The following is a 23,941-nucleotide window of genomic DNA, read 5'->3' as shown; positions in this document are numbered from 1 at the left end:
ATCATGTTTTAAGAGTAACGATACGGTTACTTTTGCCTCTAAACTTATAGTTATGAGCCAACCCTTAATTACTAAATACAACGTTGCAGGTCCTCGTTATACGAGTTACCCAACGGTTCCGTATTGGAACTTAGAGTCGTTTTCGTTGGCAAACTGGAAAGCATCTCTACAGCGTGCTTTTAAAGAAAGTAACGCTACCGAAGGTTTAAGTTTGTACATTCACTTGCCTTTTTGCGAAAGCTTGTGCACTTTTTGTGGTTGCCATAAGCGTATTACAAAACGTCACAGTGTAGAATCTCCTTACATACAAGCGGTTTTAAAAGAATGGAGTTTGTACTTGGCATTATTAGAAACAAAACCAATAATAAAAGAATTACACCTCGGTGGAGGTACACCAACCTTTTTCTCAGCAGAGAACCTTAATATATTAATTTCTGGACTTTTAGAAAACGCTGAACTCGCTGAAGGTTACGAATTTAGTTTTGAAGGCCATCCCAATAATACGACAGAAGCACATCTTCAAACCTTATATGATTTAGGGTTTAGACGCGTGAGTTATGGCGTTCAGGATTATAACCTTAGCATACAAAAAGCCATTAATAGAATTCAACCTTTTGAAAACGTAAAACGGGCTACAGATTTGGCGCGTAACATTGGTTACACCTCTGTTGGGCACGATATTATTTTTGGTTTACCGTTTCAGACCGAAGCAGATGTTATTGAAACCATTGAGAAAACAAAAGCCTTAATGCCAGACCGTATTGCATTTTATAGCTATGCGCATGTGCCATGGATAAAAGGAAACGGACAACGTGGTTTTAGTGAGGCCGATTTGCCAACACCAGCATCTAAACGTCAACAATACGAAACAGGCAAACAACATTTTGAAGCTGCAGGGTATGTTGAAATTGGTATGGATCATTTTGCCCTAAAAAGCGATTCACTATATAAAGCGATGGAAAATAAAACTTTGCATCGTAATTTTATGGGTTATACGGCTTCTAAAACACAAGCTATGATTGGTTTGGGAGTGTCTTCTATTAGCGATAGTTGGTATGGTTTTGCTCAGAATGTAAAATCGAATACGGAGTATTATCGTTTGTTAGAGCAGGATATCATTCCGGTGTTTAAAGGTCATATTTTAAATACGGAAGACCTTATCATTAGAAAACACATCTTAAATCTGATGTGTAATTTTGAAACGGCTTGGACAGATGACGCCTTAGTATTTAAAGAATTACCAGAAGTACTCATAAAACTAAAAGAATTTGAATCGGATGGCTTATTGCAATTTGGATCAAAACACGTTGTTGTCACCGAAAAAGGGAAAGCCTTTATTAGAAATATATGTATGGCTTTCGATTTGTTATTACAACGCAAAAAACCTGAAACTCAATTGTTTTCAATGACCATTTAATATCGAAAAAAAATGAAAAAAATAATCGTACCTGTAGACTTTTCAGAACATTCGGAATTTGCGCTTGAAGCTGCAGCAGGTTTAGCACAGAAATTTGAGTCTGAACTCATTGTGTTACATATGTTAGAATTGTCTAATGCTGTTATTTCATCTGCAAGCGAAGCATTAAATCAAGAAGCTATTTTCTATTTAAAATTAGCCGAACAAAAGTTTGAATCGTTTTTAGATAAACCGTATTTAAAAGATGTTAATGTGATACCAATTGTGAAGCATTTTAAAGTTTGGAGCGAGATCAATAAAGTAGCAGAAGAGCAAAATGCCGATTTAATAGTTATGGGGTCACAAGGGGCTAGCGGCATAAAAGAAGTGTTAATTGGTTCTAATACTCAAAAAGTAGTAAGGTTTTCAGATATTCCGGTTTTGGTTATTAAGCATAATCCTATTCTATTAGATTTTGAAAATGGTGTTTTTGCCAGTGATTTTACAGAAGAAGCAATTCCGCCTTATTTAAAAGCAAAAGAAACGTTTAAAGCACTTGGTATTTCTATGCATTTGGTATATGTAAACTCACCCGATGGCAATTTTAGAAGTTCTTCGGAAATAGATAAACGTGTCTCTCACTTTTTAGAAAAGGCAGATGGTGATTTAAGACATTTAGAGGACATTAATATTGTTTCAGATTATTCTATAGAAGCTGGTATTCTAAATTTTGCTAATGTTATTGGAGCAGATTTAATTGCTGTCGCTACACATGGTAGAAAAGGATTATCTAATTTTTTTGAAGGTAGTGTGTCAGAGGATATTGCAAATCATTCGACCTTACCTGTGATGACATTTAAGATATAGTAGTCGATATTATTGGTTAGTTAGTGTTTATAATATCGCCTAAACGAACGTCAAAGGTTTTTTCTTTGGCGTTTTTTATTTATCTCATTAAACGTCTAAATTCTTGATCTTGTTCAGCATTGAGTTTTAAATCTTCTTTCATTTGAGAAGCTGAAGGTTTTAGCATTACTAAATACGCTAGAAGCACAGCAGAAATAATTAAATAGATGAGATTTGAAGTCATTAAAAATATAACAATACCAAAAAACGCTGGTGCTTCAATCATTGCATATTGTATAAGTTTAGAAGTTTGTAAGTGAATTAATTTGTCTTGAATTGCAGGTTTTTCTTGAACCTGATTTAGGTTTTTTTGAAAAATAGTAACACTTAAAACGGCTGCAGCAATAGCAAATACAGGAACTAGATAAAGGAAAATATCATTAGCGTCAGATACATTTAAAAAGGCGTTTTCTGTAGTGAAGAACGTTACAGTACCAAATAAAAGTATAGTTGCGCAGAACGCAATATGTATAAACGTTATGTTTTTAAAAACACTTTTAGGACTTAGTGGTTGGTTATTTGTGGTCATTATTAAATTGATTGGACAACTAAAATAAAACAAAAGCTTTAATAGTCTAAATAAAAATTAAAAACCCCTTGATTTTAAAAACGATACCCAATTCTTAAATGTAGGTTTATAGCGAAACCATCAGAATCACTTAAATAGACGTTTTCTTCTTTAATATAGTGTATATATCCTAAGCCTATACCAGTTTCATAAGTGAAATGTTTACCGACGTTACGTCGTATTCCCCAAGTAGGAATAATAGAAATATCACTAATAAAATTCAAATTATTAGCGACAGAATTAATAACGATATCTGGATGATATGTGGTTTTTATAGCAATAAAATTACCGCTATTACCATCTATTCGTCGCGATTTGGATACGCGTTTATTAAGGTTGTAGTACCAACGCGGTTCAAAAGTAATTGCTGGTACCAGGACAAAACCACTACTTCCAATAAAGCTGTTACTATAAAAACCTGCATCTATACCCAGCTCAGAGCGTAAGGCTATAGAATTTGAAAGTTTAGATTCGTTATGTCCCCAAAATCCTAAAAACCCAAATTGGATGCCATAAGTAGATTGTTCTACACTAGCATCTTGTGCTGTAGCTGTTAAAATAGATAGACTAAAAATGAATAATAAGAGGCTTGTTTTCATGGTTATATCGTTGTAATTGGTCCGTAGCGAATATATCAATAATTAGACCACTTTGTAGGAAATCTTTTATATTTTAATGACACTCAATAGCGCTTGCTGCTGTTTCAACAATTGGAGCAGGAGAGAGGTAAGGTATGCCCAAGCCTAAGCCACGAAGAATAAATAACACTCCTATAACTACGACAAAAACAGGAATCGCTTTTTGAATGCGTTGTTTTATAGTACTGTTAAGAAACTTACCTAAATAAATAGCAGTGGTCATTAACGGAATTGTTCCTATCCCAAATAAAACCATGTAAAAACTGCCTTCAGCTAAACTGCCTGTGGCAACAGCGCCAAATACTGCCATATACACTAAGCCACATGGTAAAAATCCGTTGAGAAAACCAATAGTTAAAAACGTATCTGCTGTTTTCTTTTTTAAAGCTGAACCTAAGGATGATTTTACTTTAGAAATAATTTTATATAATGGTTTTGTAAGCGTGAATTTTCCTGTGATGTTTTGTGGTAAAAGCACAATGATAATCATTAAAACCCCAACAACAATAGACAATTGTTGTTGTAGCCCAAACAATGAAAAGCTTTTGCCCAGTAAGCCAAAAACCAATCCTATTATACTGTAAGCTAAAATCCGACCAAAATGGTAAATAGCAATCTGACTGACTTTTTTAAGAGAGTTTGAGCGATCTACAGGTAACATAAATGCAATAGGACCACACATGCCAACACAGTGTAAACTTCCTAATAATCCTAATATGAATGCTGATGCTAACATGTATTTTTCTCTATTGGAATGCTTCCGATAATTATTGGAAAAAGACCTATTTATAAGGTTTTGGTTAAATGTCCTCTCGACTCAGCTCGAAAAGACAACAAAGAAATTTAATAGGTGATTTCAGTTTTATAGATATAAGATTCGGTGTTGTATGTCCAATCTACAGTAATGTTCCATCGACCACCTAATAAACGTTTGTCAGGTATGAGCAAATTGTGGTTAGATAATGAAATTGGTATTTCAAAATCAAATTGCTTATTAGATGGCCTGTATAGGAACACTTTACCTTCTATGTTTTTAAAATCAATATCCTTAGGAAAGACGAGGTTAATACCGTCTTCTGTTTTTTTCCAAGTGATATTTGTTTTTAATGTTTTTGAATGTTCTTCTTTATTTAAGTCTTCTTGAAACTCTAATTCTTGTCCATAGTAATCTTCTGTTACTAAATCAAAATCATATTTAGCATCTGTACTCATTGTGATAATAAAGTACATGATAAAGCTAATGAATGCTACAAATGCGATAACTATTCCTGTTCCCCAATTTATTTTCATGGCAAATTTTATTTTGATTACCTGAACTTGTTTCAGGATCTTATATTTTAATATTAACTGTCACACTGTGCGCAGTGGATGTGTTTTTTTTAAACCTACATGGTTTTTGATTCCGGTAGCTATCGAATCTTGCGATTAATAAATTATGTTATCTGTTCAGACCTGCTAGGTCAATACTATAAAAGGCTTCAACGTCACGCTTCCAACTTCAATCTTCATGCTAAGTTAATTATAACTACGTGGTCCTAAAAAGTTGACCGTTGTGGTTTCAATTAACTCGTCTTTACTATAGACCTCTAGAGTTAATTTGTTTTTGTCGCCAGATAAATCACCTTGATCAATTTCGATAAACAAAGTACCTTCTGCTAAGTCTTGCGCTGGAACCATAAAATTATTTGTGACACCTACTATCTTAATTGTTCCATCGAATTTTCTTAGTTTAAAACTAATGTCGTTAATGTCTCTAGTGGTTTTGTTAACCAATTTATACGTGTAAACGTTACTTATAATAGTGCCTTCTTTGTGTTCGTATAATTGGCCAGGAAGTTTAAGTACAGTAGCTTCAACATCATTTCTTAATAATAGTAAGCCAGAAAATAATCCGATTAGAATGGTTAAAACGGCTATATAGCCTTTCATTCTTGCGGTTAGTTTAAACTTTTCTTTCTTTTCTATTTCATCTTCACTAGCATAACGAATTAATCCTTTTGGCAGATTAATACTTTCCATAATATGGTCGCACTCATCAATACACGCAGTACAATTAACACACTCTAATTGTGTACCGTTTCTAATATCAATTCCGGTAGGACATACATTTACACATTGCAAACAGTCAATACAGTCACCATGTCCTAAAGCTTCACGATCTTCGTTTTTTCTAAATTTCTTTCTGCCGTTTTCTGCTTCACCACGTTTATGGTCGTAAGCGACAACGATAGATTTATTATCTAAAAGTACACTTTGTAATCTGCCATAAGGACAAGCAATAATACAGACTTGTTCTCTAAACCAGGCAAATACAAAATAGAAGACTGCCGTAAAAATCAGCAGTGGAAAAAGTGTGCCTAAATGATCTAACGGATTACCAGTAATGTAGCTTATTAGCTTATCACTGCCTATTAAATACGCCAAAAACACATTAGCAATTACAAACGAAATAATTAAAAATATGAACCACTTAAATCCTTTTTTCCTGATTTTTTCAGCGTTCCACTCTTGTTTATCTAATTTTCGTTGTTTGTTTCTGTCTCCTTCTATCCAATACTCAATACGACGAAAAACCATTTCCATAAAAATGGTCTGCGGACAAATCCATCCACAAAACACACGTCCAAAACTCACCGTAAATAGCGCAATAAATACAACGCCAATAAGCATTGAAATCACAACTAAATAGAAATCCTGAGGCCAAAACGGTAATCCAAACACGTTAAAGCGTCGTTCAAGAATATTTAGTAATAAAAACTGATTTCCATTTACTTTTATAAACGGTGCCGCCAATAAAAACGCGAGTAATCCATAACTAACGTATTTACGGTATTTGTAAAGTTTACCACTAGGTTTTTTAGGGTAAACCCAAGCGCGTTTACCGTCTTCGGTTAATGTGCCAATGGTGTCTCTAAACGACTCGTTATTTGGTGTTTCCACGTGGTTTTAATTTTGTTAGGCAATTATTCTTCTTTCCAAATTTCGCCTTCTGCCTCTTTAGGCTTTTCGGGTGTTGTACCTTGGAATTGTAATACATAACTGGATACTTGCGCCATTTCTACTGGTTTTAAATCATTCTTCCATGGCACCATTCCTTTTCCAGCTCGTCCTCCTTCAGACACTGTATTAAATACATTTTTTATACCTCCTCCTAAAATCCAATATTCATCTGTTAGGTTTGGACCAATTCCGCCACCACCATCTGGCATGTGGCATGCTACACAGTTATTTTCAAAAATTGTTTTACCAGCATTTAAATCTGATTCTTCCGTTAATAGCTCAACAGTGTTAACATCTACTAAATTTTTAGCTGTTTTTTTGTATTCTTCAATGGCTATTTTAGCTTCTGCTAACTCGGTTTGTAACTCGTCATACTGATTTTCTCCATCAAAGATTTCATATTTCACTAAATAGATTGCGGCAAAAATAATAGACGCGTAAAACCCATAAAGCCACCATGGCGGAAGATCGTTATCTAATTCTTTAATACCATCATAATTGTGGTCGAGAATAATTTCATGTTCTTCTTGAATAGGTTTTGAACCTAAAGATTTTTTATACGTTTCTTTTATCCAGGCAACAACTTTAGATTCTTCATTAGCTTTAGCATCATAACGTGCTTTACCTGCTTCATCTAAACTTTGATAAAGAATATTTTTTAATGATCCTGAAATAGCTTCGATTGCAATTAATACAAGTAGTATTAACAATAGAAACAACAAAACTACGGGTTGTTCTATAAAAGCTGGCTGGTCACCAGATTCTACAAAATATTCTACTAATAATACGAGGGTAAAAAATACAACAGGTACTCTTAACCAAGATGGAATAGTGTTTCTCATAGTTCTGTTTCGTTTTGGTTATCTAATTCTAATGGTATATTGCTGACTTTATTGATGTAATCTTTTTTAGCAGTGAAAACCCACCAAAAAAGGATGACGAAAAAGCCAAAAAATATAAGTAATGATATAATTGGGAATACTTCTATTCCAGAAATACTGTCCATATGGTTTTTTACAAATTTTAGCATAATTCTAATTTTGAGGTGTTTCTAGATCTGTAACTTTAATATCTGTTCCTAAACGTTGTAAGTATGCAATTAAGGCTACAATTTCTCGATTACGCATTTCAACAAAATCATCACCACCAGCAGCTTTATCAGCTTCATAGGCTTCTACAAAATCGGGATCAGTATAAAGGTTTTCTTCAATTTGAGTCCCTTGTTCTAACATGTGTTGCTGTGCATTAGCAATCTCATCTTCTGTGTATGGAACTCCTAAGTTGACCATCACTTCCATTTTTTCCTCAGTTTGAGATTTATCTAATGGATTTCTTATTAGCCATTGGTACGTAGGCATAATAGAATTCTGATTCATGGCCTGAGGATCATACATGTGGTTAAAGTGCCATGTGTCTGAATACTTTTCGCCGATTCGATGTAAATCTGGTCCTGTACGTTTACTTCCCCAAAGGAATGGATGATCGTAAACAAACTCACCGGCTTTAGAATACTCGCCGTAGCGCTCTACTTCACTTCTAAACGGACGTACCATTTGAGAGTGACAACCGACACAACCTTCTCTTATGTAGATATCTCTACCTTCTAATTCTAGAGGTGTATAAGGTTTTACACTCGATAATGTAGGAATATTAGATTTTACCATTATCGTTGGTACAATTTGTACGATACCACCAATTAAAATAGCAATGGTTGCATAAATTGTTAATTTTATTGGCTTACGTTCTAAAACGGTATGCCATCCTTCACCTGCAGCTCTGTGTTTTGATACACGTTTTAATGCTGGTGCTTCTGCTAATTCATCTTCTACCGCACTTCCTTTTCTGATGGTAACGTAAACATTGTATATAAGAATTAACATACCTGCAATGTATAAGGTTCCACCTATGGCACGCATCCAGTACATTGGCATAATTTCCGTTACAGTTTCTAAGAAGTTACCGTACTTTAAAGTTCCTGCTGGGTCAAATTGCTTCCACATAGTTGCTTGTGTAAAGCCAGCAACATATAATGGTAAGGCGTAGAATATAATACCTAAGGTGCCAATCCAAAAGTGGAGATTCGCTAATTTAGTTGAGTATAATTTTGTTTTTACTAGTCTTGGAATTAACCAATAAATCATACCAAAGGCTAAGAAGCCATTCCAAGCTAAGGCACCAACGTGTACGTGTGCAATAATCCAGTCGGTAAAGTGACCAATCGCATTTACGTTTTTAAGCGATAGAAGTGGCCCTTCAAAAGTCGCCATACCATAACCAGTTAATGCGACAACCATGAATTTTAAAACAGGATCAGTACGTACTTTATCCCAAGCACCACGCAAGGTTAAAAGTCCGTTTATCATACCTCCCCAAGACGGCATTAATAACATTACTGAAAATGCAACACCTAAGTTTTGAGCCCATTCTGGTAAGGCTGTATATAATAAGTGGTGAGGTCCTGCCCAGATATAGATAAAGATTAATGACCAGAAGTGAATAATAGATAATCTATAAGAATAAACGGGTCTGTTGGCTGCTTTAGGAACAAAATAATACATTAGTCCTAAAAACGGTGTTGTTAAAAAGAAGGCAACCGCATTATGGCCATACCACCATTGCACTAAGGCATCTTGTACACCTGCGTAAACAGAATAACTTTTCATGCCAGTAAGACTCACTGGAAGCGCTAAACTATTAAAAATATGAAGTACAGCAACGGTTACAAAAGTTGCAAGATAAAACCAAAGCGCCACATATAAATGACGTTGTCTTCGTTTTACCATGGTTCCTATTAAATTCCATCCAAAAACGACCCAAACAACAGCAATAGCTATATCAATTGGCCATTCTAATTCGGCATATTCTTTAGAAGTAGAGTATCCTAATGGTAAGGTAATTGCAGCAGCAACAATAATAGCTTGCCAACCCCAAAAATTAATCTTACTTAAGACATCATTATACATTCTTGCTTTTAGCAATCGTTGTGTAGAGTAGTAAACACCTGCAAAAATGGCATTTCCAACAAAAGCAAAAATAACAGCGTTAGTGTGTAATGGTCTTAATCGACCAAAACTTAACCATGAGACGCCTCCTGGAAAAATTTCATCGATCATGTTTGGGAAAACAAACATAAATGCTAGTAGTAATCCTACAGCCATACCTATTACACCCCAAAATATTGTAGCATATAGGAAATTTTTTACGATCTTATTATCGTAATAGAATTGTTGTACTTCCATAGTAATTAATTGGACTTGTTAGTTTTAATCTTTGGTTTTGGTTCTTCTTTTACTAGTTCGTCTTCAAAAAGCATGCGTACTGATGGTGTGTAGTCATCATCATATTGACCCGACTTTACTGCCAAAATAAAAAGCACAAAGAAAGTAACGCCAATAACGACGCTAACGGATAATAAAATATAAATAACACTCATACCTACTGAAGTTATGGCTCAAAGGTAGTGTTGAGCCTATTTTTAAAACATGACATTTGTCATATTTTGTTATTTTGATTCATTCTAATCGTTTACCTAAAAGGTTTGTGGCGATTGTTGTAAATATAACAATACTAATTGAACTTAAAGGCATTAATATTGCCGCAACTACAGGTTCTAGCTGTCCTGTTGTAGCAAAATATAACCCTATTATATTATAAAAAAATGACAATACAAAGCTCCACTTAATAATTTTTATAGCTGATTTTGAAGCTGAGATGTATGAAAATAATTGTTCAAATTTTGAAGCATCTAAAATAGCATCGCAAGCTGGTGAAAACACATTGACATCTTCAGAAATAGCAATACCAACTTCACTTTGGGCCAACGCTCCAGCATCATTTAATCCGTCACCAATCATGAGTACTTTGGCACCTTCAGATTGATGATATTTTATAAAATCGAGTTTATCCTCGGGTTTTTGATTAAAAATTAATTTGGTTTTTGCTGGTAATAGTTTTGTTAGGTTCTCACGCTCTCCTTCATTATCTCCAGATAAAATAACCAAATCAAATTGCTGCTTTAATTGATTAAATAATTTTGAAACTCCTTTTCTGTAACTGTTGTAAAAGGTGAATTTCCCTTTATAAACATCATTGCTACTGACATGTACAGTTGTATTTAGAACGGCATTTTCATCAGGATTACCAACAAAACTTGCCGAACCGATTTTCATGTTTAGGTTGTTGTGCTTTACTTCAATACCTTTTCCTATGTGTTCTTCAAAAGTATCTAATGTAATAATGTTGTTTTCTTTTAAAATGTCATATAAGGTTCTACTCAAAGGATGGTTAGAACCACGAAGCGAATTCTTTAAAACGAGATTTTCAGAATCTGAAAGCGATGCACCATCATATTCAGCATTACTATTTTTATTAGAAGTAATGGTGCCGGTTTTATCAAAAATTACTGTGTTTATTTGTGCTAACTGTTCTATTACTGTAGCATTTTTGACATAGAACTTCTTTTTGCCAAAAATCCGTAATAGATTACCAAATGTAAAAGGTGCAGACAATGCAATAGCACAAGGACACGCAATTATTAACACTGCTGTAAATACATTCATGGCCTTACTAGGATCTACAAGCAACCAAAATGTCGTAGCAATGGCAGCAATGGTTAAAATAGTAATTGTAAAATGTTTACTGATGGTATTTGTAATATTGGTAAAGCCATCCTCTTTGTTTTTGTTGAATACATCGTTGCTCCAAAGTTGTGTAAGGTAACTTTGCTCAACCGATTTAAGAGCTTCCATTTCAATAACTCCGTTGGTTTGTTTCCCTCCTGCAAACAACTTATCTCCAGATTGTTTTGAGATGGTTTGCGATTCTCCTGTAACAAAACTGTAATCGATTTTCCCTTTTCCATTAATAAGAATACCATCTACAGGAATTAACTCTTCATTCCGAATTAAAATACGATCTCCTTTTTCTATATCGTAAACCTGAATGGAGTTTTCGTGACCGTTGTTATCAATTTTAGTAATAGCAATTGGAAAGTAAGACTTATAATCGCGTTCAAAAGATAGGAAGTTGTAGGTTTTTTGTTGGAAGAATTTTCCAGTTAATAGAAAGAAAATTAAGCCAGCTAAACTGTCAAAAAATCCAGAACCAATATCGAACATAATTTCGATAGTACTTCTAATAAACAATACTGCAACACCTAAGGCAATAGGCACATCAATATTTAAAAGCTTTGCTTTTAAACCTTTATATGCCGATATAAAATAATCTTGAGCCGAGTAAAAAACAATTGGTAAAGACATGGCAAACATTAACCATCGAAAAAATGGTTTGTATTGTTCTAACCAAAACTCATTGACCTCAAAATACTCTGGAAATGATAAAAACATAATATTACCAAAGCCAAAGGCAGCCACACCAAGTTTATAAATTAAACTGCGATTTATATGTTTTTTACCAGAATTAAAATCGTCTAAGCTTATATACGGTTCATAGCCAATGGAACTCAATAATAAGACTACGGCTTTTAAGTTGGTTGCATCAGAATTATACGTAACTCTTACGGTTTTCTTGCCAAAATTAACTTGAGAATCTGAAATATTTGGATTGAGTTTGTTGAGGTTTTCAAGAATCCAAATACAAGAACTACAATGAATATGCGGAATGTAAAGCGTTGCAACTTCAATAGAACCATCTCTAAATTCTGTTAGCTTCTCGATAATATTTTCTTGAGAAAGGAAATCGTATTTACCTTCTATTTCCTTAGGAATGGCTCCTGGTGAATTTTGTAGATCGTAATAACAGGTTAAGTCATTTTCGTTGAAAATTTCGAAAACAGTTTTACAACCATTACAGCAGAATGATTTCTCCTGAAATGAAATGACATGATTACCGCAGTCGTCACCACAGTGAAAACAACTTTCGTTTTTCATTCTTAATATGCTCTTATTTACCTGACAAATATTTTAAACTTCAAAATAAGAATAAATTAATTGTGAAGCTTAATTTTATGTCACAAAAGTCATAAAACTACTTATTAAAATATATGATATTTGTCATGTTTTAAGTAACTTTGAATTTAAGAGTTTTATACTATGAGCACGTGCCAACAATGTATTATTAAACAGTTTAACGCTTTAAGAGCTTTAGGAAAAGATGACTTAATTCGATTATCTGGTTGTAAAACTTCAAAATACATCACTAAGGGTGAAGTTTTATTTAGAGAAGGTGAAAGTATTAATGGTGTGTACTGTATAAAAGACGGTATTTGTAAGTTAACAAAGTTGAGTGCTAATGGTAAAGACCAAATAGTAAAACTCGTTGTTACAGGTGATTTATTAGGCCAACGCTCATTGGTGTCGGATGAGAAATCTAACCTTACAGCTATTGCTGTAAATGATATGGAAGTTTGTTTTATTCCTAAACGTGAAATTCTTCACGATTTAACTAGAAATGCTAGTTTTTCTTTAGATATGCTACAAGAAATGGCTAAAGAACTAAGAATTGCAGATAATATCATTGTAGATATGGCTCAAAAATCTGTAAGACAACGTTTAGCGGATTTACTACTTTATTTACATACCACGTTTGATGTTGATGAAGGTGGTTTTTTAAGCGTTATATTATCTCGAGAAGATTACGCTAATCTTGTAGGAACAGCAACGGAATCTGCTATTAGAATTTTATCTCAATTTAAAAAAGAAGGGTTGATTTCTACGACCGGAAAACAAATAAAAGTTGTTGATTTTGACGGTTTAAAACGTGTTGAATAATTACCTAACACCTCGACTTTTGATGTTAGCATCACACAGTTTAATAATCTCCTCGATTCTTTTTTGTTTTGTTTGTTCGCGTTTGGCTTGGTTTAACCAATATAAATAACTTTTTCTATAACTAGGTGCAAAGTTGAGGTAATTGCTATAGGCGTTTTTATTTTTATTAAATGCTTTTTTGAGGTTTTCTGGAATAATGCCCTTTTCTACAGTATCTAAAGCCGTCCAGCTGCCATTTTCTTTAGCAATCTTAATGGATTGAATACCTTTTGGGTGCATTAAATTGTCTTTTTGTAGCTCCTTAATGTAAGTTTTGTTTACCGCACTCCAAACACTTTTAGGGTTTCTAGGACAGAAGTATTGTCTCCGTTTTCCGTTTCCGAGACTTTTTACTGTAGAATCTATCCAACCATAGCAAAGGGCTACTTTTACGGCTTCTTCCCATCGCATGGAATCATTTTCGTGTTCTACTTTGAAGAAAATTAAGTGTACTCCTTTTATGGAATCGTGGTTGTTGTGTAACCATTCTCGCCATTCGGCATCTGTTTTAAAATAGAGTTCAGGTAATTTCATTTGTTACATTTAAATACTGTCATGTCGAACGTTACCGAGAAATTTCAAATAATACAATCGAAGTTTAAAATATTTACTGAACGGCAATTTTAACCAACCTTGTACGTCTTGTTCTTTTCCCGAGAAAACGGAATCTTTTGTTTTAAAACCTGATAGGTCTTTTCTATAGTTTAGTTGCGTAAACGTAAAAATCGCGATCAATGGTAATCTCATCAGCATTAATCGTTTTAGTCTGCCATTCCGCTTTAGGAAACAACCATTGCGTTTTTCCATCAATGCCAACTTGAATTGGCATGTCAAAGTCACTGACAATATCTGTCCAACGGTATTTTAACTCACCGTTATCAATTATATATTCTAAAGTGGGAATTTTAGTGGTTCTTAAATACTGATTAAAAAATGCGCTTAAATCAATACCTGTGTGTTTACTGAGGTAATCTTCAATCTGTTTTGTAGTCACTGTTTGATGATAGAATTCAGAATTTAAACCACGAAGGATTTGTCTCCATTGATCGTCATCTTCAACTAATTGACGAAGTGTATGAAGTAAATTTGCACCTTTGTAATACATATCGCTAGAGCCTTCATTGTTAACGTTGTAATGACCAATTAAAGGCTTATCGTTTTGAATGTTTTTTCGCGTGCCAATCACGTAATCGGCAGAAGCTTCTTTACCGTAATAATAGTCGAGAAAAAGATTTTCTGAGTAGGAGGTAAAGCCTTCATGAATCCACATATCTGCAATATCTTTATTGGTAATATTATTGGCGAACCACTCATGGCCAGCTTCGTGGATAATGATAAAATCGAATTTTAAGCCCCAACCTGTGCCAGATAAATCGCTTCCTAAGTACCCTTGTTTATACTGATTGCCATACGTTACTGAACTTTGATGCTCCATACCTAAATAAGGGACTTCAACGAGTTTAAAACTGTCCTCATAAAATGGATATGGACCAAACCAATGCTCAAACGCTTCCATCATTTTTGGTGTGTCTTTAAAGTGTTCTTTTGCGAGTTCTAGATGATCTTTTAAGACCCAATAATCCATATCTAAATCACCTTTTTCACCTGTATAAACTTCAGAAAAATTAGCATAGTCACCAATATTCACATTCACACCATAATTGTTAATCGGATTATTAACAAACCAGTGCGATGTCACCGTGTTATTATCATTTTCAACTAGTTCTCTAAGTCGACCGTTAGAAACATTCATTAAACCCTTTGGATTTGTTACGCTGATGAGCATACTGTCTACTTCATCGTACATGTGATCTTTGTTTGGCCACCACACACTTGCACCTAATCCTTGACAAGACGTAGCTATAAAGTGTTTGCCGTTGTTGTCTTTTTTCCAAGAAAATCCACCATCCCAAGGTGCATTTTTAGCTTCTTTTGGTTCACCTTCATAGAATACTTCTACGGTATGGACTTCTCCAATATTCTGATTGGAAATAAGATTTATAAAGTATGCATTTCCATCTCGTTTAAATGTTAGTGATTTTCCATATTGCATCACTTTGGTGATTTTTAATGGTTTCTGCAAATCGATTTGCATTACGGTATGAGGACTTAAAACTTTATAGGTAATTAGGTTTTTTCCAGAAATGTATTTCTCTTCAGGTTGTATGTCTACATCTAAATGATAATAGGTTAAATCCCACCATTCGCGTTCTGCAGTGATGCTTCCTCTTAGCGTGTCTTGTTTGGTGAACGTTTTCTTATTTTGAAGTAGTTGGGCTTGTAATGTTGAAAATGCCAGAACAAAAACTATGAGTAACTTGTTTTTCAATTTTTAGTGGTTTTTAATTTCAAATATTTAAAGAACATAAATCCTGCCAGTATTAAGTTTATTCCAAGATATATGGAACCAAAAATAACGAGGTCGTTCCAATCTTGTGTAATTCCATTAAATTCTGATAATTCTGAAAATAATGCTAATATTAAGACTAAGGAGAGGCAGAAAAATACAGATGAAATAATTAAGCCGAGTGTAATATTTTTCTTGATAATTTGATATATAAGAAGTGCCAATAGTCCAATGGCCATAGGATTTAAAGTATGAGCAGTTAAAGACCAATAATACAAAACTGAAATGATTAAGAACACTTCTGGGGTGTAGAATATTAGTTTTTTAAACATATGTATAATATGGTTTTTAGATTCATACCTGAGCAGGATTGACAGAACTATTATCTTAAAATTTTATTCGGAAAAACCACAACACTTTCATGGCCATTAGCACTTACAGCCGCAACTCCAAAAAAAGAATTATCAATAACAATACCATCTAAAGTAAATTCAGTAATATCTTCAACATAGCGACTATGATCCCAAGTTGGTGAAGTGGTCGCTCTCCAGTATATTTTATAGCCTTTAGCACCTTCAACTTCCGTCCATTTTAATTTTGCAGATGCTTCAACAATACCTCCAATACTCACTTCGGTTGGTGACGGTGGAGCAGAGGCAAGGCTTGCCATAGTGATGGCATTTACTGCAGTTAATTTTTTACAATATGGAAAGTTAACATGCTCAAAAGTATCACCATAATCTATTCCATTTTCAGTTCTAATATCTTGATGTTGTTGTGTGTAATTTTCGTGCGCTTCCATAATTCTAATACCAGCAAAACCGGCATCATTAAAAGGTCTGTGATGTCCGCCGCGACCAAATCGATCTAAACGATAGACTAGCATCGGATTCATTTCTGGCATATATGTTTGAGTAGTTTCATATACATAGCGTGCTAACTGACGTGAAATACCATCAACCTCTCCACCATAAAAACGACGTGCTCTTGCTTGGCTTGCTAATGCTTCGGGATCTGTTTCAGCTGTTGTAATGGGTTCTGAGAAAATTCGGAAGGTTCTATTGTCAATCACTCCATCGACACCAGAAATATTTCCAATCATATCATTATTCAACACTCCAATAATGTCCCAATTATTCTCTTGGGCATATTTAGCTAATCCTTTTCCTCCAAATAAGCCTTGTTCTTCACCTGAAAGTCCAACGTAAATAATACTATTTTCAAATTGATATTGTGATAAAACACGTGCGGCTTCTAAGGCTCCTGCCATTCCGGTAGCATTGTCATTAGCACCTGGCGCATCTGATGTGAAATCAATAGGGTCTGAAACTCTAGAATCGATATCACCACTCATTATAATAAACCGATTGGGATATTTAGTACCACGCTGTATGGCAACCACATTAACGACCATAACATCTTTAACGATACGTTGATTTTCTCCTTTTTTAACTAAATTTTTCTGATAAAAAACGTCTAAACAGTTGTCGCAATCATTTGAAATGGTTTCAAATTCAGATTTTATCCAACGACGTGCGGCTCCAATACCTCTTGTATCTGAAATAGTATCACTGAGGGTATGTCTCGTTCCAAAATCGGCTAAGGTTTTTACATCTTGTTTTAATCGTTGCTCTGAAACCGCATCAATTATATCGTAGATTTTTTGATCGGTTTGGGCATGTGATGTGAATGAGAACACAAGGACAATAAGGGCTAATAAATATTTCATAAGGTTTTAATTTCTTAGTTTTAAAGTTCCGAAAATATTAGCATCTATCCAACCTCTATTTTTATCTTCACCTTCGACATAAACAGAACCTATAAAGTTCTCTCGTGTTTTACTCGTATCATTATCGCAATAGGCTAGAGCGAATCCCATCACTTTGCCTACTTGTAACTTTAATGGTGTGTTTTTTGCATCATCTTTATAACTGTCATCAAAAATAGATATTTTCACCTCCCAAATAGATGTGTTTCCGGTTGTAATTCGTTTAGATTCGATATGAGAATTATAGAGTTTTCCCGTTTTTTTTGTTGACATATCTACCACATTTCCATCTAAAGCAATATGATAGGCAAAAGCATTGTGGTTGTATTGATGCTCGCCACCACTATTGTCCTCGTCTATAAAAATCTCTAAACAATCGTCGTCCCACCATGCTTCTAATGGATCTGGATTATTATCTACAAGAACATCGTCCGTGATTTCAGCTAAAAGATAAAGACCGTCTTCTGCCCAAGATAATTTATAACGACCAGAAAAGTCATCTTCGGTATAAGGGTCACCAAGCCATAATTGATCTAAAGGTAACCAAACGGTATCAGACCAAATAGCATCATTTGCTTTGCCATCAATTATAGGTTTTACTTTTGCTTTTTTTACAATGTTCAGTTGATTGATGTGTTTTGGTTCTTTTACTTGCTTTTTATAATTAAATGTAACCGTTTCTGTTTTTCCGTTTTCTTCGATATCAACATGGACATTCATTTCGGTTGGACTTACTTTTTCGAAAACCATACCTTCAAAAACCACTTTATTTTCTGTGATTTCTATTAATGGAAAATCAACGGTCTCATCTTTAGATTCCCAACCTTTTAAATCGGATCTAAAATGCTTTAATTGAAGTAACAATGTGTTTTCTACCTCTCTAATAACTTCGATTTCGTAAAAAGACACTCTGCCATCATTTATAAACTTAAAACTTGCCATCATACTGCCAGCCGAAGGTTCACTCCAAATTTCTTCTACTAGGCCTCCAAAAGCTTCGCCATGCCATGTACCCGAAATCCATGCGATGTTTTCTAGTTTTGGTTCTAAAACGTTTTGGGCTTGTGTTGCAGAGGTTAATGAATAGGCGAGTAGCAGGATGAGTAGTTGTTTCATGTAGTGGTACTTAGTTGTAATGAATGGCTGGTTTTAATTGGTGAAAAAGTTATTTTATATAAGTGACAGCAGAAATCAATCCGTTTTCAATTTCATAAATCGCTACGGTATATTCAATGGTATCGTTTATAGTTGTTTTTATTTTGTCAATTACTTTGTTTCCAATTATTATTCTGTTTACGATTTCGGCATATAAATTGGGTGTTGTTTCTACTAATGAAATATACTGATCGCGTAAAGCAGGTCTACCATCTATTGAGAGTTCATGCGGAAAATTATAAACCTTAACATCAGTAGAAAATGTTCTTCCATAGGGCTTCACATCTTTTTTATTATACATTTCTATTTGTTCATTTATTAAGACTTCTTGCTTCTTTTTTAATTTAGAATTTTCAATAAATGTCATTGTGGTTATTTCATCATCGTCTGTTTCATAAATGGTAACTTGTCTTTTTGTGGTATTATTAAGTGTAACAAGTTCTTCATCTATAACCACATTTTTTAATGTCATTCTATTTACAACCTTAACGCTTGATTTCTCGTTATTCTCATAAAATAATTTGTAATGTTCTATGAGGTTATCTCTACCATAATACATGATTTCAGCAGGAAAACTCTTTACAATAACATTGATATTAAAAGCGTTTGAAAATTCTTTTAAATTTCGATTGTTAAAAGGATCAATATGTTTGTCAACAATTTGTGCTGCATGATCTTCAATTAATTGAAGTTTTGAATCCATAATACTTAATAGACTATAATCTTCTGCGACATCACCAGCCAGCAATAATTTTGAACCTTTTGAATTAACAGCTAAGCGTGTAATATTTTCAATTCCATCATCAGATACATCTTTAACTTTTTTCCAATTATAATCCTTTTGAAGCGTTAGCTTATATAGCACACTCCCTTTACTCGATAGAAGAGTTTTGCTATTTAACCAACATATATCTTCTACACCTTTTACTGTGTTAGCGATAAGCTTTATCTCACCTGTTAAAGGATTAAGGGATTTAATTTGCCATAAATTACTATTCGATTTTGAAATGAAACTAACTAAGTTAGCGTTTGGAATTTTATGAAATGAACGCCCAACTTTAGAAGCGTATTTTTTATTGGTGCCATTTTTTATATCATGAACATATAAATTTAAATCGTCATTTTCTATGACAGCGGAAACAATTATGCTTTCATTGAACCATGTATAATAAGCCACCACGACATCTTTAATGAGTTCAGTGGATTCACCTGTAATCATATCATAAGCATATAGACGTTGTTTTCCGTCTTTATCTAACCGAACGGCAGATACACCATTTTTATTCGGCATCTGTAATGGTGTGTATTCTCCTCCTTCTGTAGAACTGATCCACGTTTTAGAAAAATCTAATGTATTGTATTTTAATATATCTGTTTGTTCATTTTTAGTTGAAGCAAATAGAATAGATTGATCATCTACAAACGAAGGTTGATTATCGTAACCTTTATTGTTTGAAAGGTTTTTACCGTTACTGATTTCAATTTTTGAATGCTTAGTATTGATATCAAATAGGAATATTTCGGTGTTGGATTGTGAAAAACTAAGAAATGGTATGAAGCATATAGAAATTAAGAGATAGCGCATAACGAATCATTTTTTTTTAAAGATAGAAATTTTGCGGATGATTTGCACCATTTAAATTTATTACTACATTTGTAGTATTAAAACTATATTTGTGGATATAAAACAGTTAAACAAATCCGAATTGCAGATTATGAAGTACTTATGGATGCTTGAAAAAGGATTCATGAAAGATATTGTTGAGAAATTTCCTGAGCCAAGACCAGCTTATACAACAATTTCAACATTATTAAAACGGATGACAGATAAAAATTATATTGGGTTTAACCGTTTGGGAAGAGACAAAGAATATTATCCAATTCTTAAAAAGAACGATTATTTTACAAAGCAAGTTAATGGAATGATTCAACATTTTTTTAACGATTCAAAAGCGCAATTCGCTTCGTTTTTTACTAAAAATGCTGATTTGTCAATGGAAGAACTACAAGAGCTTCAAGAATTATTAAATGAAAAAATGACTAAAAAGAAAGGTAAATGATCAGTTATTTTATGTATACAATTATTAGTTTAGGTTGTTCTTATACAGTTTATTTCTTGTTGCTAAGAAAACAGAAAACTTTTCAATTCAACCGCTACTTTCTTTTGGGGTCTTTGGTACTTTGTTTGTTGGCACCATTATTAGAGATTGAAATATTCAAGACAATTCCGAGTATTACAGAGATTCCTATTCAGTCATTTTCAGATTCAGTTGCCGTATCTCAAAATATTGACGAGGTTACTTATAAAAAGGTTGAAACGGTCAGTCCATCAACAAGCATTTGGATCTATATTTATATAGCAATTAGTCTTTTTCTTGTTTTTCGATTTTTGAAGAATAGTTTTGAAATATATCAATTGACCAAGGGGAAGCATAAACGTATTGGAAAGCTCAAAATAATAAAGAATAATGATTCTGAACTGGTATCGAGCTTTTTTAATTATATGTTTATTAGTGAAAATCAGGTTTTAAATACGGAAGATTTTGAAAGCATTATTAAACATGAAACAGTGCATTTTGAAGAAAAGCATACCTTAGATATCATTATGATAGAACTAATTATTTGTGCATTTTGGTTCAATCCATTTGTATGGTTGTACAAAAAAGCTGTACTTCAAAATCACGAATATATTGCTGATGATAAATCAGTCTCTTCAGGTATTGACATTGAAAATTATTCTAATACCATTATAAATTTAGGACATAAGGAATACCGCATTCCTTTAACTAGCGGATTTAATTTCATTCAAATCAAAAATCGAATTATTATGTTACATCAATCAAAATCATCAGTATTAAAACAAACCCTAAAAATTACTTCTGTAATCTTATTATTTGCAGGCATCTTTGTGTTTAGTTCTTACAAAGGTTTAAAAGCACCCCTTGTGGTTGTTCTCGACGTTGGACATGGTGGAATAGATCCGGGTAATTTATCTGATAGTATTTTAGAGAAGGATGTTGTATTAAATATTTCAAATGTACTAGCTTCATTGAGTGATGAAAATGTTGAAATTATATTAACACGTCATGAAGATGAATTTTTAGAATTAAGTGAACGTGCAGAATTTATAAATATTAAAAATCCAGATTTGTTTTTAAGTTTACATAGTAATGCACATCATGATGAATCTATAAGCGGAACAGAGGCCTATTACAATTCAGAAAATGAGCATAGTGATACAAGTCTTAAATATGCTAACATTTTAGTTGAACATCAAAAGAATTATTTTTCAAGTAGAGGAATCAAGAAAGCAAATTTATATTTATTAAGAAACACTTCTGTTCCTGGTGTTTATTTAGAATTAGGTTTTATGACGAATAAAAGTGATAGAGTAGTGCTTACAGATAAAGACCAACAAATAAAAATTGCACAATCCATTTTTGATGGCTTATTAGAAATTAGAAACAATAAATAAAAATAAAAAAGCCAATTCAACCCAAATCATGAAAGGGGAAGAATTGGCTTTTACCATTCAACTTAACTAAATTTTAGAAACAGTATTTATTCTCTGCTTTTACTTTTTCCGCTACTTCAATACGTAAATCTACGATATCTGGATAGTTTTGATATTTCGTAAAACGTTTCAATCCCATTAACATCATACGTTGTTCATCGCCTTCGGCAAAAGAAATAATACTTTCTTTTCCTTTTTCTTCAACGATATCTACAGCGTGATATAAATATAATTTCGCCATAGCGATCTGAGCAGATTGCTCTTTTTCGCTCGTGCGTTTCACATTTTTCTCAGTTCTTAAAATGGCTGATTCTGCCATATAGATTTCAATTAAGATATCTGCAGCAGCAATAAGTAGTTGTTGGTGTTCTTCTAAATCTTGTCCAAATTTTTGAACAGCACCACCAGCAACCATTAAGAATGTTTTCTTAAGTTTTGCAATCATTTCCTTTTCTTCTGAAAATAATTCAGAATAATCTGGTGTTTCAAAAGAAGGAATACCCATTAATTCTTCCTGAACTTTTTGCGCAGGACCTAATAAATCCACATGACCTTTCATGGCCTTTTTAACTAACATTCCAACACATAACATTCTGTTGATTTCATTAGTTCCTTCGTAAATTCGAGCAATTCTCGCATCTCTCCAAGCCGCTTCCATAGGTGTTTCTTCAGAGAATCCCATACCACCAAAGATTTGAATGCCTTCATCGGCACTGTTTTGTACATCTTCAGAAACTGCAACTTTTAAGATTGAACATTCAATAGCGTATTCTTCAACTCCTTTTAATTCTGCTTCTTGATGAGAGTTTCCGGCAGCTTCACGTAACGCGATTCTGTCTTCAATGTTTTTAGCTGCTCTATACGTAGCAGATTCACCAGCATACGCACTTGCAGCCATTTCAGCTAATTTGGTTTTAATAGCACCAAAGTCTGCAATTGGTGTTTTAAATTGTTTACGCTCATTTGCATACTGCACAGCAGTCGTTAGAATTCGTCTTTGAGAATCTAAACAAGCAGCCGCTAATTTTATACGACCAACATTAAGTGCATTCATCGCGATTTTAAAACCTTCACCACGACCTGCTAACATGTTTTCTACAGGCACAACCGTATCATTAAAAAATACCTGACGTGTAGAACTTGCTCTAATTCCTAATTTGTGTTCCTCTTCACCTAAAGTAATTCCGTTTGGACTGTCCATATCATATTCAACGATAAAACCTGTTATATTTTTATCATCTTCAATACGTGCAAAAACAATCATTAAACGACAGAAACCTGCGTTAGAGATCCACATTTTTTGACCGTTTATTTTATACGATTTACCATCAGCAGAAAGTTCTGCCGTAGTTTTACCTGAATTGGCATCAGATCCAGCTCCAGGTTCCGTTAAACAATACGCACCAAACCATTCGCCTGTAGCCAATTTAGGAACATATTTTTGCTTCTGTTCTTCGGTTCCGTATAAGGTAATTGGCATGGTACCAATTCCTGTATGTGCACCAAAAGCCGTACTAAAAGAACCCGTTCCGCTCGAGATGTAATCACAAGTTAACACCGTAGATACAAATCCCATTCCAAGCCCTTCATAAGCTTCAGGAACGGCAACACCTAAAAAGCCCATGTCTCCAGCTTTACGCATTACTTCTTCAGTGAGTGCGTAATCTTTAGCTTCAAATCTTGGTTTGTGTGCTATGATTTCACGTTCGTTGAATTCCATTACGGATTCCTTCATCATGTTTTGTTCTTCACTAAAATCCTCAGGAGTGAAGACGTCTTCGCAGTTGGTTTCCTTCACTAGGAATTGACCGCCTCGAAGGATGTCTTTGTTTTGTGTTTCAGCCATAATTTTATTAGTTTTAGTCTTTTCAAATTTATCTAA

Annotated in this window: 22 protein-coding genes; 5 read left to right on the top strand and 17 right to left on the bottom strand. The window is 33.8% G+C overall.

All coding sequences use genetic code 11. The annotated features are described in order from the left end of the window. The first annotated feature begins 52 nt into the window (after positions 1-52). Together hemN and ITJ86_RS05685 are read left to right on the top strand one after the other, a co-directional pair. Positions 53-1,417, top strand: coding sequence for an oxygen-independent coproporphyrinogen III oxidase (gene hemN / locus ITJ86_RS05690; RefSeq protein ID WP_195870654.1), 1,365 nt, complete (start codon positions 53-55; stop codon positions 1,415-1,417). Between the two features lie 12 nt (positions 1,418-1,429). Then, positions 1,430-2,263 (top strand): universal stress protein, encoded by an 834-nt coding sequence (locus ITJ86_RS05685; RefSeq protein WP_195870653.1) that lies wholly within the window; start codon positions 1,430-1,432, stop codon positions 2,261-2,263. Positions 2,264-2,342: 79 nt separating this feature from the next. Here ITJ86_RS05685 and ITJ86_RS05680 read toward each other — a convergent pair whose 3' ends face one another. The 10 genes from ITJ86_RS05680 to ITJ86_RS05640 form a co-directional block, all read right to left on the bottom strand. Continuing rightward, positions 2,343-2,831 (bottom strand): hypothetical protein, encoded by a 489-nt coding sequence (locus tag ITJ86_RS05680; protein ID WP_195870652.1) that lies wholly within the window; start codon positions 2,829-2,831, stop codon positions 2,343-2,345. A gap of 74 nt (positions 2,832-2,905) precedes the next feature. Continuing rightward, a complete protein-coding gene (locus ITJ86_RS05675) occupies positions 2,906-3,469 on the bottom strand; it encodes a hypothetical protein (protein WP_195870651.1) in 564 nt (187 codons plus the stop codon). Between the two features lie 73 nt (positions 3,470-3,542). Continuing rightward, a complete protein-coding gene (locus ITJ86_RS05670; protein WP_195870650.1) occupies positions 3,543-4,244 on the bottom strand; it encodes a sulfite exporter TauE/SafE family protein in 702 nt (233 codons plus the stop codon). A gap of 107 nt (positions 4,245-4,351) precedes the next feature. Further along, on the bottom strand, positions 4,352-4,798 hold the full coding sequence (locus ITJ86_RS05665; RefSeq protein WP_195870649.1) for a FixH family protein: 447 nt from the start codon (positions 4,796-4,798) through the stop codon (positions 4,352-4,354). Between the two features lie 225 nt (positions 4,799-5,023). Further along, positions 5,024-6,448: a cytochrome c oxidase accessory protein CcoG gene (ccoG, locus tag ITJ86_RS05660; RefSeq protein ID WP_195870648.1), complete on the bottom strand. Its 1,425-nt coding sequence runs from the start codon at positions 6,446-6,448 to the stop codon at positions 5,024-5,026. Positions 6,449-6,471: 23 nt separating this feature from the next. Next, positions 6,472-7,350, bottom strand: a complete 879-nt coding sequence (locus ITJ86_RS05655; RefSeq protein WP_195870647.1) for a cbb3-type cytochrome c oxidase N-terminal domain-containing protein — start codon at positions 7,348-7,350, stop codon at positions 6,472-6,474. Continuing rightward, positions 7,347-7,538 carry a CcoQ/FixQ family Cbb3-type cytochrome c oxidase assembly chaperone gene (locus tag ITJ86_RS17350; RefSeq protein WP_225034778.1) on the bottom strand — a complete coding sequence of 64 codons (192 nt, stop codon included), beginning with the start codon at positions 7,536-7,538 and terminating at the stop codon, positions 7,347-7,349. The genes ITJ86_RS05655 and ITJ86_RS17350 overlap by 4 nt, the downstream gene beginning before the upstream one ends. A 4-nt stretch (positions 7,539-7,542) precedes the next feature. After that, positions 7,543-9,747, bottom strand: a complete 2,205-nt coding sequence (gene ccoN / locus ITJ86_RS05650) for a cytochrome-c oxidase, cbb3-type subunit I (RefSeq protein WP_195870646.1) — start codon at positions 9,745-9,747, stop codon at positions 7,543-7,545. Positions 9,748-9,752: 5 nt separating this feature from the next. Then, complete coding sequence (gene ccoS / locus ITJ86_RS05645; RefSeq protein WP_195870645.1) at positions 9,753-9,941, bottom strand: cbb3-type cytochrome oxidase assembly protein CcoS; 189 nt, start codon at positions 9,939-9,941, stop codon at positions 9,753-9,755. A 79-nt stretch (positions 9,942-10,020) separates the two neighbouring features. After that, positions 10,021-12,396 carry a heavy metal translocating P-type ATPase gene (locus tag ITJ86_RS05640; RefSeq protein WP_195870644.1) on the bottom strand — a complete coding sequence of 792 codons (2,376 nt, stop codon included), beginning with the start codon at positions 12,394-12,396 and terminating at the stop codon, positions 10,021-10,023. A gap of 162 nt (positions 12,397-12,558) precedes the next feature. Here ITJ86_RS05640 and ITJ86_RS05635 point away from each other — a divergent pair, with 162 nt between their 5' ends. Next, positions 12,559-13,236, top strand: a complete 678-nt coding sequence (locus tag ITJ86_RS05635; RefSeq protein ID WP_195870643.1) for a Crp/Fnr family transcriptional regulator — start codon at positions 12,559-12,561, stop codon at positions 13,234-13,236. On the opposite strand, the gene ITJ86_RS05630 is transcribed toward ITJ86_RS05635, so the two are convergent. The 6 genes from ITJ86_RS05630 to ITJ86_RS05605 form a co-directional block, all read right to left on the bottom strand. Next, complete coding sequence (locus ITJ86_RS05630) at positions 13,237-13,809, bottom strand: YdeI/OmpD-associated family protein (RefSeq protein WP_195870642.1); 573 nt, start codon at positions 13,807-13,809, stop codon at positions 13,237-13,239. A gap of 163 nt (positions 13,810-13,972) precedes the next feature. Then, positions 13,973-15,604, bottom strand: a complete 1,632-nt coding sequence (locus ITJ86_RS05625) for a M1 family metallopeptidase (RefSeq protein WP_394370112.1) — start codon at positions 15,602-15,604, stop codon at positions 13,973-13,975. Further along, a complete protein-coding gene (locus ITJ86_RS05620; RefSeq protein ID WP_195870641.1) occupies positions 15,601-15,861 on the bottom strand; it encodes a hypothetical protein in 261 nt (86 codons plus the stop codon). The genes ITJ86_RS05625 and ITJ86_RS05620 overlap by 4 nt, the downstream gene beginning before the upstream one ends. Before the next feature lie 143 nt (positions 15,862-16,004). Further along, on the bottom strand, positions 16,005-17,351 hold the full coding sequence (locus tag ITJ86_RS05615; RefSeq protein WP_195870640.1) for a M28 family peptidase: 1,347 nt from the start codon (positions 17,349-17,351) through the stop codon (positions 16,005-16,007). Between the two features lie 6 nt (positions 17,352-17,357). Next, a complete protein-coding gene (locus tag ITJ86_RS05610) occupies positions 17,358-18,506 on the bottom strand; it encodes a DUF6265 family protein (protein WP_230080232.1) in 1,149 nt (382 codons plus the stop codon). 49 nt (positions 18,507-18,555) lie between these two features. Next, positions 18,556-20,130 (bottom strand): steroid delta-isomerase, encoded by a 1,575-nt coding sequence (locus ITJ86_RS05605; protein WP_195870639.1) that lies wholly within the window; start codon positions 20,128-20,130, stop codon positions 18,556-18,558. A 91-nt stretch (positions 20,131-20,221) separates the two neighbouring features. On the opposite strand from ITJ86_RS05605, the gene ITJ86_RS05600 reads away from it, so the two are divergent. Both ITJ86_RS05600 and ITJ86_RS05595 read left to right on the top strand, forming a co-directional pair. Then, positions 20,222-20,605, top strand: coding sequence for a BlaI/MecI/CopY family transcriptional regulator (locus ITJ86_RS05600; RefSeq protein WP_195870638.1), 384 nt, complete (start codon positions 20,222-20,224; stop codon positions 20,603-20,605). After that, on the top strand, positions 20,602-22,020 hold the full coding sequence (locus ITJ86_RS05595; RefSeq protein WP_195870637.1) for a M56/M15 family metallopeptidase: 1,419 nt from the start codon (positions 20,602-20,604) through the stop codon (positions 22,018-22,020). The genes ITJ86_RS05600 and ITJ86_RS05595 overlap by 4 nt, the downstream gene beginning before the upstream one ends. Before the next feature lie 73 nt (positions 22,021-22,093). Here ITJ86_RS05595 and ITJ86_RS05590 read toward each other — a convergent pair whose 3' ends face one another. Continuing rightward, positions 22,094-23,905: an acyl-CoA dehydrogenase family protein gene (locus tag ITJ86_RS05590; RefSeq protein WP_195870636.1), complete on the bottom strand. Its 1,812-nt coding sequence runs from the start codon at positions 23,903-23,905 to the stop codon at positions 22,094-22,096. Positions 23,906-23,941 lie beyond the last annotated feature (36 nt).

Origin of the sequence: Winogradskyella marina (genome assembly GCF_015645385.1) — a bacterium.
GTDB lineage: Bacteria > Bacteroidota > Bacteroidia > Flavobacteriales > Flavobacteriaceae > Winogradskyella > Winogradskyella marina.
Note: the sequence above shows the minus strand (reverse complement) of the source record. Positions and strands in the feature narration are given on the sequence as shown.

Excerpts from the sequence above, each read along its gene's own strand:
- hemN (WP_195870654.1), top strand. The coding sequence starts at position 53 with ATGAGCCAACCCTTAATTACTAAATACAACGTTGCAGGTCCTCGTTAT.
- ITJ86_RS05685 (WP_195870653.1), top strand. The coding sequence starts at position 1,430 with ATGAAAAAAATAATCGTACCTGTAGACTTTTCAGAACATTCGGAATTT.
- ITJ86_RS05680 (WP_195870652.1), bottom strand. The coding sequence starts at position 2,831 with ATGACCACAAATAACCAACCACTAAGTCCTAAAAGTGTTTTTAAAAAC.
- ITJ86_RS05675 (WP_195870651.1), bottom strand. The coding sequence starts at position 3,469 with ATGAAAACAAGCCTCTTATTATTCATTTTTAGTCTATCTATTTTAACA.
- ITJ86_RS05670 (WP_195870650.1), bottom strand. The coding sequence starts at position 4,244 with ATGTTAGCATCAGCATTCATATTAGGATTATTAGGAAGTTTACACTGT.
- ITJ86_RS05665 (WP_195870649.1), bottom strand. The coding sequence starts at position 4,798 with ATGAAAATAAATTGGGGAACAGGAATAGTTATCGCATTTGTAGCATTC.
- ITJ86_RS05655 (WP_195870647.1), bottom strand. The coding sequence starts at position 7,350 with ATGAGAAACACTATTCCATCTTGGTTAAGAGTACCTGTTGTATTTTTT.
- ITJ86_RS17350 (WP_225034778.1), bottom strand. The coding sequence starts at position 7,538 with ATGCTAAAATTTGTAAAAAACCATATGGACAGTATTTCTGGAATAGAA.
- ccoN (WP_195870646.1), bottom strand. The coding sequence starts at position 9,747 with ATGGAAGTACAACAATTCTATTACGATAATAAGATCGTAAAAAATTTC.
- ccoS (WP_195870645.1), bottom strand. The coding sequence starts at position 9,941 with ATGAGTGTTATTTATATTTTATTATCCGTTAGCGTCGTTATTGGCGTT.
- ITJ86_RS05640 (WP_195870644.1), bottom strand. The coding sequence starts at position 12,396 with ATGAAAAACGAAAGTTGTTTTCACTGTGGTGACGACTGCGGTAATCAT.
- ITJ86_RS05635 (WP_195870643.1), top strand. The coding sequence starts at position 12,559 with ATGAGCACGTGCCAACAATGTATTATTAAACAGTTTAACGCTTTAAGA.
- ITJ86_RS05630 (WP_195870642.1), bottom strand. The coding sequence starts at position 13,809 with ATGAAATTACCTGAACTCTATTTTAAAACAGATGCCGAATGGCGAGAA.
- ITJ86_RS05620 (WP_195870641.1), bottom strand. The coding sequence starts at position 15,861 with ATGGCCATTGGACTATTGGCACTTCTTATATATCAAATTATCAAGAAA.
- ITJ86_RS05615 (WP_195870640.1), bottom strand. The coding sequence starts at position 17,351 with ATGAAATATTTATTAGCCCTTATTGTCCTTGTGTTCTCATTCACATCA.
- ITJ86_RS05610 (WP_230080232.1), bottom strand. The coding sequence starts at position 18,506 with ATGAAACAACTACTCATCCTGCTACTCGCCTATTCATTAACCTCTGCA.
- ITJ86_RS05605 (WP_195870639.1), bottom strand. The coding sequence starts at position 20,130 with ATGCGCTATCTCTTAATTTCTATATGCTTCATACCATTTCTTAGTTTT.
- ITJ86_RS05595 (WP_195870637.1), top strand. The coding sequence starts at position 20,602 with ATGATCAGTTATTTTATGTATACAATTATTAGTTTAGGTTGTTCTTAT.
- ITJ86_RS05590 (WP_195870636.1), bottom strand. The coding sequence starts at position 23,905 with ATGGCTGAAACACAAAACAAAGACATCCTTCGAGGCGGTCAATTCCTA.